Annotated in this window: 11 protein-coding genes; 7 read left to right on the top strand and 4 right to left on the bottom strand. The window is 52.8% G+C overall.

Translation table 11 applies throughout. The annotated features are described in order from the left end of the window. The first annotated feature begins 28 nt into the window (after positions 1-28). The 6 genes from ACLHIJ_RS03990 to rpsT all read left to right on the top strand — a co-directional run bounded on the left by ACLHIJ_RS03990 (position 29) and on the right by rpsT (position 4,340). A complete protein-coding gene (locus tag ACLHIJ_RS03990; RefSeq protein ID WP_411297038.1) occupies positions 29-655 on the top strand; it encodes an HAD-IA family hydrolase in 627 nt (208 codons plus the stop codon). Positions 656-664: 9 nt separating this feature from the next. Further along, entirely contained in the window at positions 665-1,456 is a 792-nt protein-coding gene (locus ACLHIJ_RS03995; protein ID WP_411297037.1) for a hypothetical protein, read from the top strand. 689 nt (positions 1,457-2,145) lie between these two features. Beyond that, positions 2,146-2,643, top strand: coding sequence for a PH domain-containing protein (locus ACLHIJ_RS04000; protein WP_411297036.1), 498 nt, complete (start codon positions 2,146-2,148; stop codon positions 2,641-2,643). Positions 2,644-2,673: 30 nt separating this feature from the next. Beyond that, positions 2,674-3,312 carry a type II toxin-antitoxin system PemK/MazF family toxin gene (locus ACLHIJ_RS04005; protein WP_411297035.1) on the top strand — a complete coding sequence of 213 codons (639 nt, stop codon included), beginning with the start codon at positions 2,674-2,676 and terminating at the stop codon, positions 3,310-3,312. Positions 3,313-3,595: 283 nt separating this feature from the next. After that, positions 3,596-3,802 carry a CsbD family protein gene (locus tag ACLHIJ_RS04010; RefSeq protein WP_411297034.1) on the top strand — a complete coding sequence of 69 codons (207 nt, stop codon included), beginning with the start codon at positions 3,596-3,598 and terminating at the stop codon, positions 3,800-3,802. Between the two features lie 271 nt (positions 3,803-4,073). Beyond that, positions 4,074-4,340, top strand: a complete 267-nt coding sequence (gene rpsT / locus ACLHIJ_RS04015) for a 30S ribosomal protein S20 (RefSeq protein WP_411297033.1) — start codon at positions 4,074-4,076, stop codon at positions 4,338-4,340. Between the two features lie 641 nt (positions 4,341-4,981). Here the strand turns inward: rpsT and pntB are convergent. Next, positions 4,982-6,418 carry a Re/Si-specific NAD(P)(+) transhydrogenase subunit beta gene (pntB, locus tag ACLHIJ_RS04020; protein WP_411297032.1) on the bottom strand — a complete coding sequence of 479 codons (1,437 nt, stop codon included), beginning with the start codon at positions 6,416-6,418 and terminating at the stop codon, positions 4,982-4,984. A 3-nt stretch (positions 6,419-6,421) separates the two neighbouring features. After that, positions 6,422-7,993, bottom strand: coding sequence for a Re/Si-specific NAD(P)(+) transhydrogenase subunit alpha (locus ACLHIJ_RS04025; protein WP_411297031.1), 1,572 nt, complete (start codon positions 7,991-7,993; stop codon positions 6,422-6,424). Between the two features lie 237 nt (positions 7,994-8,230). Here ACLHIJ_RS04025 and ACLHIJ_RS04030 point away from each other — a divergent pair, with 237 nt between their 5' ends. Then, positions 8,231-8,728, top strand: a complete 498-nt coding sequence (locus tag ACLHIJ_RS04030; protein WP_411297030.1) for a GNAT family N-acetyltransferase — start codon at positions 8,231-8,233, stop codon at positions 8,726-8,728. Positions 8,729-9,275: 547 nt separating this feature from the next. Here the strand turns inward: ACLHIJ_RS04030 and holA are convergent. Next, positions 9,276-10,241, bottom strand: coding sequence for a DNA polymerase III subunit delta (gene holA, locus ACLHIJ_RS04035; protein ID WP_411297029.1), 966 nt, complete (start codon positions 10,239-10,241; stop codon positions 9,276-9,278). 69 nt (positions 10,242-10,310) lie between these two features. Next, positions 10,311-12,497: a ComEC/Rec2 family competence protein gene (locus tag ACLHIJ_RS04040; RefSeq protein ID WP_411298518.1), complete on the bottom strand. Its 2,187-nt coding sequence runs from the start codon at positions 12,495-12,497 to the stop codon at positions 10,311-10,313. Positions 12,498-12,499 lie beyond the last annotated feature (2 nt).

Consider the following 12,499-nt stretch of genomic DNA (forward strand, 5'->3'; position numbering starts at 1 on the left):
TTTTGGCGGGGCGTGCCACACTTGAGATATGACATATCGACATGTGATCTGGGATCTCGGCGGCACTCTGGTAGACACCTATCCAGAGGTCGATATGGCTTTAGCTCATGCCACATTCTCCTCCCATCCCACCGATACGCAGCTCCATGAGGTACGCCAGCTGCGCGCTATCTCCATCCGCCATGCGATAATCACGCTAACTCAGCGCTACCACCTGCATCCCGATATTCTCAATCGGGCATATCACGAGGTATTAGAGCGGTGGGAGCATACCCCCGCCCCATTAATGCCGGGCGCCCGCCAGGTACTTGACGCGGTTCATCGTGGCAATGGACTCAACCTCATCGTCACCCATCGGGATTCCTCCAGCGCTCAGCTTCTGCTGGACGGATTACGTATCGACGCGAGCATTGACGATATGATCTGTGCCCCATCCGGCTGGCCCCGCAAGCCAGATCCGACGATGTTGTGCGAATTACTGGCTCGCCATCATATCGACCCCTCACAGACGATAGGGGTCGGCGATCGACTGATTGATGGGCAGGCCGCCCGAGCTGCTGGGTGCCGTGGAATTCTTTTCGATCCTGATAGTTCCTCCGATTCGCCCGACGCTATCAGAGAACTTAGTGCCCTATTACCCCTCATGACTCGTTAGGATGGCGCCATGAATCGTGCGACTGGATCACTACGTCATTACTTACCCATTGCTGAGCGCGTGGCACGCTTACCTGGCCGAGCACTCATTGCATTGGCGGGAATAACTGACGGGTTACTCTTGCTTGTCGGCTTTCTCTCCGCACGCTCTCACCGTTCCTTCGTCGGCTGGTTTCCGTTTTCCTGCGGGGTGGTTCTCAGCGTCATCCTGATTATCTTTGCGGTTCGCTGGTATCGCCTGAGCAGCGCTATAACCGCAACATACGGAGCAGCTATAGATCGTTTTACTGCACGAGGGGCAAGACCAGGATCGCACGTACCTCATACCTATACTGAGCGCTCTACCAGTTCCACATCCCAGCAACCGACGGAAACAGGCACAGATTTTGCAACGCAATCTGCCGCACACTCCACTGCAGATTCTGCCGAATATCCGCCGCAGTATTCCGACGCAGAACCCACGTCAGATAATACCGGAGCCGGTATTGTTATTGATGAAGACGGCAATATCCTCAATGGGCTTCACGGGCCAGACCCGGAGGGATTACAACGGGAAGCCGCACGCCTTGCCGCTAAAGAACGCGCTGCCGCCGCACAACGAGAAGCCGCTATCCGCAAAGACACATTCTTCCCGCGCATTGAGCAAGCCCAACGGGTAGCGATTGCGGCTGCTGGCGGGGTGGATAAGGTTCCCTATCTACGTGATGATCTACGCTGGACTCTGCTCAGCGGAATTATCACTCTCGCCGCGATCCCATTGACAGCTTTCCTCATCCTGTGGGCGCTGCTGATGTGGGCGTAGCTCTCACACAATCGAGTAGATAAAAATCCGCTACTGAATCACAATAGGCTTCGCTACAGATCAGCCCGTTGGAGTTACTGTAGATCAGTCATAATGGCGCCTTTGCTAGCAACTCCGCTATTACCGCAAACCTTTAGCCGGCGTTATTTGGCAGGCATACGCCCTCATACCACACAGCAGCATAAAGGTATCGGCTCATTGTTTTGCCTGCCTACGGCATTATACGTTCACCTTTTGGCACCACTACATGTACATATCTCCTGCCTCAGCTACATATATCCTGCCTCAGCCGGCGCAGGATCCCTCAGCCTCCCCAGGTACATCCGTTCTGTGGACCATTCGCGCTCCTTAGATGCAGTGCATCGCCCAGTCATCTCGGTACATACTCTCAGAGCATCCAAGACAACACGAGAGCGCCTCTGGTTTCCGTCGGGCTCACCTTACCTGGAGTTACCGCCCGAATCAGGGCTAACCTTTCTCGTTCCGTCAGATTCCCATTAGCTTCGCGCCTCACAGCACTGTAACTCGTATCCTTGCCATTCCAAGCCTGAGAGTACCGAAACTACCTGCTACACCATTAGCCCCGCTTCGGCAATCTTCGGCTTTGGCGTTATTTTCAATGGGTTTTCGTCAGCTTCAGGAAAATATGACGACACACTGCGAGGGCTAATATATGGCAAAATAACCCCATGGGTTTCTCACAGTCTCTTCTCGGTCGTGATGAATACGTCGTCCGACACATGCATGAACATCCTAAAGCGCTCATTAGCAACGTACTTGGGCTCATTGTGGTGCTAGCCGGAATGATTGCCGCGCTCATTTTCTTACCGGATTCATTCTCCCCGTGGGGGCATTGGGCAGTCGTGATTCTCGCCCTGATTCTCATTATTTTGGTTTTCGTCTATCCCTACCTACAGTGGTGGACCTCCACATATACCGTTACCAACCGGCGGATCATCACCCGTCAGGGAATCTTCGCCAAAACGGGTCACGATATCCCCTTGGCGCGTATCTCCAACGTCTCCTACGATCTCGACCTCATTGATCGTATTTTCCGGTGCGGCACTCTCATTCTAGAAACCTCCGCAAGCGATCCGTTGATTCTTAAAGATATTCCCGACGTCGAACGGATGCACGTTGAGCTAACTGAGCTACTCAACGATAGCTCCGCAGCGCCTACCGCATAATCTGTATCCCTTAGTATTTAGGTATTCCCTATGGCCTTGTCAGATTTTCTTCAACGTACCGTTCGCTCTGTTGCTCGCGCAGTTGGGCGGGATCTCAGCCGCCAATTGCGCCGCTCTGCAGGGGCATCCGCACCTGCTTCCAGGTCATCTTCCAGGCGCTCATCCACGTCGTCATCACCAGAGCATCCACATCACCCAGGCCCTGGCAAATCTTCTAATCACACCTCCGGGCATATCCCAAACGCGAATGAACCTGCGACAGAATACGACGTCGAAACTTTTGGATTACCCACTTTTAGGTATAGTCCGGCAGATAACGGAATGCCAGATCCAGGGGAAGTCGTGTGGACCTGGGTTCCGTTCGAGGAGCACGACGGGCGAGGTAAAGATCGTCCAGTGCTCGTCCTCGCCCACCGCGACCGCCACATCATTTTTATCCAGATGACCTCGCAAGATAATACCCGCGATGCCGCGCATGAAGCCCATTGGGGACGCTATTGGATGGATGTTGGTAGCGGAGATTGGGATCCGAAAGGGCGCCCATCTGAGGTGCGGCTAGATCGCCTACTTATCGCACATGAGAGTGTGATCCGGCGCGAAGGGTCATTCCTCGATCGCGCTATCTATGACAAAGTGTGCCAGGCAGTGCGAGAAATCCATCGTCGTTAACGCGTGTTTCCGTCAGTTTCTTCAAACCATATTTGCCTGCCGATTTACCTCATATATAGCTAAAACCTTCGATATGCTCGCGCCATACGAGCTACCAGCTATCAGGCACGGTCATGCGCAGAAGCAGAACCAGAGCAACAGTGCCGCACTACCTTGGATTTGCGCGTTGAGCATAACGCAATTGAATCGAATAACGCGCGCTTTAGCGTCCTGCCCTCTATAGTGAGTCAGGTAAGGGCTTCGGTAATCACTGAAGCCAACAGTCAACGAAAGGAGGCTCATAATGGGTTTCACTGACGATATCAAGCATGGTGCCGAAGATCTGGCTGGCAAGGCAAAGGAATTTGCTGGCAAGGCAACCGACGACAAGGGCTTGGAAGCCGAAGGCAAGGCCGATCAGGCCTCGGCCAGCCTCAAGGATAAGCTCTCCGATTTGGGCGATAAGGCCAAGGAGACCTTCGACAACATCAAGGATAAGCTGACCGACTAGAATCTTCTTTCGGACAGCAATCGCGTTAATCGCGTGAAACTCCTGCTCGACCCCATGAACGTGATCTGATCCACCTCCACGGTGGCGATGAAAACTAACATGGGGTCGAGTGCTTTGCTAGACTAACCAATTGGACTTTGAACACCTGGTCGGGTGAAAAGGTCCAGCCATCCTCCTCGCACGGGTGCCCCACGCCTTACAGTCCGGAGATGGCACGCCCTCACCGACCGACGGCCGTTCACCGGCCACCATTCAAACGAAAGAGTTACCAGTGGCAAATATTAAGTCCCAGATCAAGCGGAACAAGACCAACGAGAAGCGCCGGCTGCGCAACAAGGCCTACAAGTCTGAATTGAAGACTTTGGTGCGTAAGACTCGGGAAGCGGTTGAGGCTGGCGAGGCAGCGGAGGCTACCCAGGCTCTGCGCATTGCAAGCCGCAAGCTCGATAAGGCTGTTTCCAAGGGAATTATTCACCGCAACCAGGCAGCGAATCGCAAGTCGAAGCTCGCCAAGCTGGTTGCAAAACTGGGCGACTAAGTCGCGAGAATCCCTCAGCCCCCGGATGATCTATCATTCGGGGGCTGTTTTATTATGCCTATTAGAGTTATAGGACACGAGGTGTTGCTGTTTTTCGGGTTTTTCGTTGTTCTGGTGTGGGGAAAGTCGGTGTGTTAGTTGGTGGTGGTCAACTAACTGGTTGGACAGAATGTGTTGTTGATGTCTCGGGTTTTTGGTGTTGTGACAGGGAAAATGGGTGTTGTAGTTGGTGTTTGTGAAGGGTTTGGCAGTCTGTGGTGAATGACGACTTTGAAAAGCCCTCATAGACAGGATTACCACTCAACGCCTGGCGGCATAGAAAAATAAACAAGGAATTAACAAATCAACGAGCAACAGAAAATGTCCTATAACCCTCGTATTATGCCGCCGCCGGCCTATAACTCTTTCTTCCTCCTTTTTTCCCCCCCCGCAAAAAGCAGTACACCGCTACGTGATCTAATCCCGCCTGCCACCTTCCACCATTAGCGACGCAGAATATTGAGATGACAAAGGCGCTGATGGGTGCCTGTGTGTATCGCACAAGACACCCATCAGCGCCTATACAGCCAGACTTATCGAGACGTTCTACTATCGCAACGATCTGCCACCGCGCGGCTATCCCGTCTCGCCATTAATACAGCTTAAGCAATAGCCGCGTTGATTTGATCGACGGAATCCTTCGCATCCCCCAACAACATGTAGGTGTTGTCATTGAAGAACAAGGGGTTTTGCACGCCGGCATAGCCAGCATTGCCCATTGAGCGTTTGAATACCACGACGGTTTCCGCTTCCCAGACCTTAATCACCGGCATACCGGCAATCGGCGATCCGGGTTCTTCCGCAGCCGGATTCACCGTATCATTTGCGCCAATTACCAGGACAACATCAACGCTACCGAAATCCTCATTGACCTCATCCATCTCAAAGACGATATCGTAAGGAACTTTCGCCTCAGCCAGGAGCACATTCATATGCCCAGGCAATCGCCCAGCTACCGGATGAATCGCGAAAGAGACGTCAACCCCGCGCTCACGCAACCGCTTCGTCAACTCAGCAACCGGATATTGTGCCTGTGCCACCGCCATACCATAACCCGGTGTGATGACCACTTTCTTCGCATCGAGCAGCATCTGAGCAACCTCCTGCGCATTTGCTTCCCGATGTTCGCCATAATCACGCGCCTGCGCTACTGTCCCGTCGGATCCAAAACCACCAAGAATGACCGAAATAAACGACCGATTCATGGCCTTGCACATGATGTACGACAGGTAAGCACCCGAAGAACCGACAAGCGCTCCGGTAATAATCAACAAATCATTCGACAACGTAAAGCCAGCCATTGCCGCCGCCCAGCCAGAATAGGAATTCAGCATAGAGACGACCACCGGCATATCGCCACCGCCAATCGCGGCAACCAAATGGAACCCCAAAGCCAAGGCAATAAGGGTGAGCAATACCAGCGGAATCATGCCCGCACCCAAGGAACGAGTCCGAATCAACCAGGCAATCAAACCAATCGAAACCACTATTGCGGCAAGATTAAGCCAATTTCGCCCAGGAATAACCAGGGGCCGCCCACTCATCTTTCCGGCAAGCTTCAAGAACGCCACAATCGACCCAGTTAAAGTCACTGCGCCAATGAAAATCGCCAAACCAACTTCACCCAAATGGAAGGTGTTATAAATCGAATTCTCGCCCGGAGTGATAATGAAAGAGTTAAAGCCAACAATCACAGCCGCCGCACCGACAAAAGAGTGCAACATAGCGATAAGCTGCGGCATCTCCGTCATTTCTACTTTGCGAGCCAACGGGATCCCAACACCAGCCCCGATTGCCAAAGCAAAAACGATCAGGCACACCGGCACAACCTTTTGCCCCTGTGCGAAAGCGACGACAACCCACACAGTAGCCAACAAGGCCAGGACCATGCCGATCATGCCGAGTTTATTCCCACGCGCCGCCGTCGTTTGCCGAGATAACCCTGCTAACGCCAAAATGAACAGCAAAGCTGCTGCGATATACGCCAAAGACTGGAATCGAACCTCAATCGAGGACACATAATTCACGACATCAGACACGTCTTAACTCCTCTGGAACATCTTGAGCATACGGGCTGTAACCGTAAAGCCGCCAAAGATATTGATCGACGCAACAGCTAGGGCGATAAACGACAGCACTTGAACCGCAACATTATGTGACGTTACTTGGATTAACGCCCCGACGACGATAATTCCCGAAACAGCATTCGTCACCGACATCAACGGGGTGTGCAAAGAATGAGTCACTGCAGTAATAACATAGAAGCCCACCACAACAGAGAGCGCAAAAACAATGAAATGCGTACTCATTCCAGGCGGTGCAAGCATAATGAGCGCCGCAAACAAGGCAACCGCTGCGAGTTTCCACCAGTGCCGCAATATCGAGCCAGACGGAGCATTCCCCGCCTCCACGGCCGAATCTGCAGGCTTATCGTGAATCGTGCGTAGTCTATCGGGCGCCCCAGCACCGGCAGCAGGCACAGGCGCCGCTGATACCCGAACTGGTGGTGGCGGATAGAGGACCTCGCCATTCAAAGTCACGATCATCTGACGAACAATCTCGTCATCCAAATCGAGAACGAGCAAGCCATCCTTCGCAGGCGTGGTTAGTTTGAAGAAATTGACAATATTCTGCCCGTAGAGCTGGGAAGACTGGGCGGGAAGCCGACCGGCAAGCTCGGTGTACCCGATAATCGTTACCCCGTTTTCCGTGACCACTACTTCGTCTGGACGCGAACCAACGACGTTTCCTCCGTTAGCAGCCCCCATATCCACCACAACAGATCCTGGCTTCATCCCTGCCACTGCCTGTTCATCAAGCAAAATAGGAGAACGCCGCCCGGGGATAGCAGCGGTAGTAATGACAATATCGGCTTGCGCTGCCTGCTGGGCGTACAGTGCCGCTGCCGCGCGAGCCTGTTCTTGCCCCATCTCTTTGGCGTAGCCGTCAGAGGATTCCTGAGCTGCCACAGGTATCGGGATGAACTGCGCTCCCATAGATTCAACTTGTTCGGCCGTCTCTGCCCGGACGTCGGTCGCCGTCACCACAGCACCCATTGAGTTCGCTGTTCCGATTGCTGCCAGGCCTGCCACGCCCGCGCCAATAACATAGACCCGAGCTGGCGGGAACTTCCCTGCCGCAGTCACTTGCCCGCTAAACAATCGCCCAAAAGCGTTGGCCGCCTCAATAACAGCGCGATAGCCAGCAACATTGGCCTGCGAGGATAGAACGTCCATAGACTGCGCGCGCGAGATTCGCGGCACCATATCCATCGCTAATCCAGTAATACCGCGATCTCGTAATGCGTCAATGGTTTCGGGATGACGTCCCGGTGCCATACGTGAGATCAGTGTGGCGCCCTGCTGCATCATGTCCAAGACGTCATTCGGTGGAGTGTCCAGAGAAATAACAATGTCACTCCCCCACGCTTCCTGCGTGCTAACGATACGCGCCCCACTCTTCTCGTACAGAGAGTCGGGAAAACTCGCCTGATCTCCAGCGCCGCCTTCGACCAAGACGTCATAGCCAAGCTGAATGAGTTTTCCGACAGTATCGGGGGTCGCTGCTACGAGAGCCTGTTTATCCGACGGCTCGCGCGGTACACCTATGCGCAACTTAACTCCTCTGTTATGTCACCTGATTCAGAAGATCATGGCCCGCGACGATGCGGGTCAGTACCGTCTTAAGCATAGCCGAGGTGAACGATCTTCTGGATATGTGCACGCTATCACATCACACAATTATTTCCCTACGAACCGAGAGATCCCCATATAGAGGCAATAGGCAATAACTCCGATACGACACGTGCCATTTTCGTAGCACAACGATTAGCAAGGACGTAAGGTAGAGACATGACACAGCTCACGATGAATGCACAACTCTCCGCGCTTGAGGACCTGCGTCGCCGCCCAGATGACGTTGATATTCTCACACTGACCCGCGAAGATATACCCACTCTCGCCTCGCTCTATCTGGTGGCCTACAATTCACCAGAAATTGCTGAGAACCTGATTGAAGCTGTTGAAGAGATGCAGATGAGTTTCGATGGCGCTTTCGGCGATCCTATGAAGGATGGTTTTATCGGAGCCTGGCGTTCTGGCAAACTCGTTGGAGCTATTTTGGTTACGACGAATACCCCGTGGGAAGACGTTGATGACGGACCATTCATCATTGATCTCATGGTTGATCCCGAACATCGAGGTCAAGGGATCGCTACTGCGTTAATCGGCAAGGCGGCTCGTCGTGCCGGTCGGCAGGGCTTTGATAATATCGGTCTGCGCGTTGATCTTCGGCAAGCTAAAGCTGCTGCTCGACTCTACGATTATCTTGGTTTTGCTGAAGTAGATTAAAAACAGTAGCGCCAGTTGCACCGATTGCGAGTCGGGTTATGAGTCGTGTTGCGTTGCGTATTGCGTTTTCCTGCAGGCACGTTTTGTCGTGCATCCGCCTTGCTACTACGCCTTGCTACTACGCTTTGCTACTGCCTGTCACATTGCACCTCGCACGCCGTGCGTTATTCATTATTGCGGGCTGTCTTTTTACTACGAAGCGCGCATTGTTTATGGTTCTTACACTGCTCATACCGCAAACGCGTACTCAGGAACAACAGATATGAACCCGACGTTTAAACCGGCACTTGCCTGCATAGCGATATGATCCCGTACTACTCGCCTACCGTCAGCACATCTTTCAGGGAATAGACCTGGCTAATTCGGGTAATACGCCTAGCTAATTAGAATAATACGTTCGACCAAATTGCCCCTAGCTTACCGCTCCGATTGGCAGCTACTCCCCATTCCCGTTATCTAACGTTCCTACGTGCCGCTTTAATACCTGCTACCTAACAGTTCTCATTCTCTCATTCCGTTTTCCAAAGCCGGTAGGAGCACAGAGCACCTACCGGCTGCGGGGAGAGCATACTGCTAAGATTGCTCGCTCTAGAGCATAATTCGGATCTCGGGAGCCACCTTTCACATCCGCATCGCTTTGCGCCATGATCTCCACAGCCCGTTCAATCTCTGGCGCCTTCCAACGAGCTAAATCCCGCTTTGCTCGGTCTACCTGCCAGGAACTGAGTTTTGTTTTTGCTGGAATTCTTCCCGAGCGCTGCCCCAGCACTTGAGTCATAGCCCGCAGTTTTGCTGCAATAGCGGCATTGATAGCGACAGCGCTACATCCCGTGGCAAGGGCATGACGCATTAGTTCTACTGCGCGGGCTGCATTCTTTGCGATCACCGCATCCGCCACTTGAAAAGCATTCGCCTCAACTCGTCCAGAAAAATACGTGTACACATGGGCGTCTGTAATCATCCCGGGGATGTCATCCAGTAACTGCGTCGTACTCGCAATCAGCTCTCGCAGATCCGAACCACAGGCATCGACCAATCCGGCAACTGCTTCGCTCGTTATCTTACGCCGAGCAGATCGCACAATATCTTGCACTATCCGCGCTTTTTCATTTGGATAGCTCACTTTTGCAATGTTGTGTGTAGGGAGTTTGTACCGACGCGCAGCTTCGAGGATCTTTTTTCCTCCATTCCCCCCGTTATGCCGCAAAATCAGTACGGAAGCCGGATCAGGGTGGGCCATATACTCCACAATCTCATCTCGAAAAGCAATATTCGACCGCTCGACATTGCGGGCAATTACTGCACGCGACTCATCAAACAGCGAGGGCGAAAGCAACACCGCAAGTTGCCCAGGCATATAATTGGCACAATCCAAATCCACAATATCCACATGCGGATCTCGACGACGCAGCTCTTGACGAAGCTGGTCAATCAGACGATCCCCCAAGGCTGGCTCGGCACACGTCATGACAAGAATAGGTGCTAGTTCAATTCCCGACGGCATAGTTGCCATTATTCCACCTCTCGGCTCGGAAGCCAGTTTGCCGATATGCCAATTATCAACGAAGGATCACACCTTATGTTACGGGCACCGTGAGAGAACGTCCGTATCAGTTATAACGATGTCTGAGCATTGATCGGTGCGCTGTTGAATTGGGGCCTGCCAGATTCGCAACGCGTCAGGATGCGGATGCCCATAAGTGTTGGTTGCACCTACCGAAAAAATAGTGATCTGCGCCCGCAGCTCATCAGCAAGTTCCTGACTTTGATCGCGCGCCCCATGATGCCCAGCAACCACAATATCCACCTCTCCTACCTGCCCGCGCAAAAGGCGCTGACGCTGGGCGGGAGCATCAGCCAAAATCAGCACAGAGTGATCGGCTGTATGTGCCAAAACAACAAGCGAATCATCGTTAGTGCTCTGCGCATCGCCCGTTATGACTAATGGGCCGACAATACGTAACCATTTCTCTCCGGAAATATCCGCTAGCTCTTCTCCCACAACGACTTCTCGCCCAGGAATACCGTATGAACTGAGCAAGTAGGTGATCCACTGGGAGTTACGATACGGATACATATTCGGCGAATACCAGACCTGGCCGATGTGCGTTTCACGCGCCAACTCATCAAAACCGCGAACATGATCTGAATCGAAATGACTCAAGATAACGAGATCCAATTTGGTGACACCAGCCTGAGTCACACAATCTCCAATATGCCCGTCTGCCGGACCGACATCAACGAGAACAATTTGCTCCTTATGCCGCAGCAGCATCGCCGATCCTTGCCCCACATCGCATTGCACAATCTGCCAATCATCAGCAAAAACAGTGGCAGTATTGGGGCGGGAAACAGCCATAACGCCAAAGACACTCAGACCTGCGACAGCCCCAACCGCACATATCCATGCCCGATCAAAATAAATAAAGACGCATATTCCCGCCACAAGACCAGCATTGACTGCTAATGCCAGCGGAGTTGGGAGATGCGATCCAGGCAAATGTGCCAGATGGATAACCACCTCATATATCCACGCGGTACAACAGCGGCAGACGAGGAGACACAGCTGCGCCACCGGAACAGCCCAAGGAGCGCATATAGCTGCCATCATCCCGAAAATCGTAATCGGCGCTATGACTGGCGAAATAATAATGTTGGCCAGACATAACCACACCGAACTTTCCGGCTGAATCCGAACGACAATCGGACCCGTCGCTAAACTGGCCACCAGTGAAATTGCCAGTATTTGCGCTAATGCTCGTGGCATTCCACGAGCCAACCATCGCGATAGCGGCGGACCAGCCAAAACAATAGCTAATGTGGCACATACCGATAGTTGAAATCCGATCCGGTTTGCCAATTGCGGAGCAAGCAAACACACCGTCATAATGCAAATATTGATAAGCGGCATGGCACTGCTCGGGCGCCGCATCCCGACCGCAATACAGACAAACACTCCCATGATTGCCGCTCGGACAACGGACGGCTCAAGACCAACAAGAAACACTAAATCAGCTAATGTCGCAATGCTCAATACGGCCGCACATCGATTCCTTCGCCGGCCAATAATCAGAAAAATTACCGATAACAAGATGGAGATATGAGCGCCAGAAACCGCGGTAATATGAGATAGTCCTTCTTGGCGCATAGCTGTAACAAGTTCGGCTGGTATCTGCGAATCGTCGCCTAATACAATCCCAGGAACAAGCTGTAGATGTTGCGGTCCAGAAGCGATGAGATCGCCAAGGGCCGAACGAATCCTTGCCGGAAGCGCTGCTCCCGATTGCACGTCAATGTCTTGAGCGATCAACCGCGCCGCAACGTAGTCAGAGCTCTGTGCCGAGATCAATCGGCCGTGCGCACGGATACGATCTCCTCGCTGTACTTTCTGGTTAAACCAGCTAATACGAATACGTTGAGTAGATCCTTGTTCGTAATCACCGCGCCGAAAACTCCTCACCTGAGCGATAGCCGATCCCTGTTCACCGCGATATTCCGGATAGCTCTGCACATCAGCCACAACCATTATCGAATCGGACGGTATAGCTCGGATAAGCGGATCAGAATCATGGGCATAACGGTGTAGGCTTCCCGAAATACAACCCGCCAGGATAACCGAACCCAGCACAATGGCAAGACCGCAATGCCGGAGCGTGGCAACAATTAGTATGCCCACTGCGAGCAGCACATAAGGGAAATAACTAGACGGGTCAACTATGACCATAAGCCATAACACGCCAGCTGGTAACGTCAAACGGTAGTCATGCATCG

The organism is Trueperella sp. LYQ141 (genome assembly GCF_046599555.1).
In the GTDB taxonomy this organism is placed as follows: Bacteria; Actinomycetota; Actinomycetes; order Actinomycetales; family Actinomycetaceae; genus Trueperella.

What these genes read in the sequence shown, in the direction of transcription:
- ACLHIJ_RS04030 (WP_411297030.1), top strand. Translation starts at nt 8,231, where the DNA reads ATGACACAGCTCACGATGAATGCACAACTCTCCGCGCTTGAGGACCTG.
- ACLHIJ_RS04005 (WP_411297035.1), top strand. Translation starts at nt 2,674, where the DNA reads ATGGCCTTGTCAGATTTTCTTCAACGTACCGTTCGCTCTGTTGCTCGC.
- ACLHIJ_RS04040 (WP_411298518.1), bottom strand. Translation starts at nt 12,497, where the DNA reads ATGCATGACTACCGTTTGACGTTACCAGCTGGCGTGTTATGGCTTATG.
- ACLHIJ_RS03995 (WP_411297037.1), top strand. Translation starts at nt 665, where the DNA reads ATGAATCGTGCGACTGGATCACTACGTCATTACTTACCCATTGCTGAG.
- ACLHIJ_RS04010 (WP_411297034.1), top strand. Translation starts at nt 3,596, where the DNA reads ATGGGTTTCACTGACGATATCAAGCATGGTGCCGAAGATCTGGCTGGC.
- holA (WP_411297029.1), bottom strand. Translation starts at nt 10,241, where the DNA reads ATGGCAACTATGCCGTCGGGAATTGAACTAGCACCTATTCTTGTCATG.
- ACLHIJ_RS04000 (WP_411297036.1), top strand. Translation starts at nt 2,146, where the DNA reads ATGGGTTTCTCACAGTCTCTTCTCGGTCGTGATGAATACGTCGTCCGA.
- ACLHIJ_RS03990 (WP_411297038.1), top strand. Translation starts at nt 29, where the DNA reads ATGACATATCGACATGTGATCTGGGATCTCGGCGGCACTCTGGTAGAC.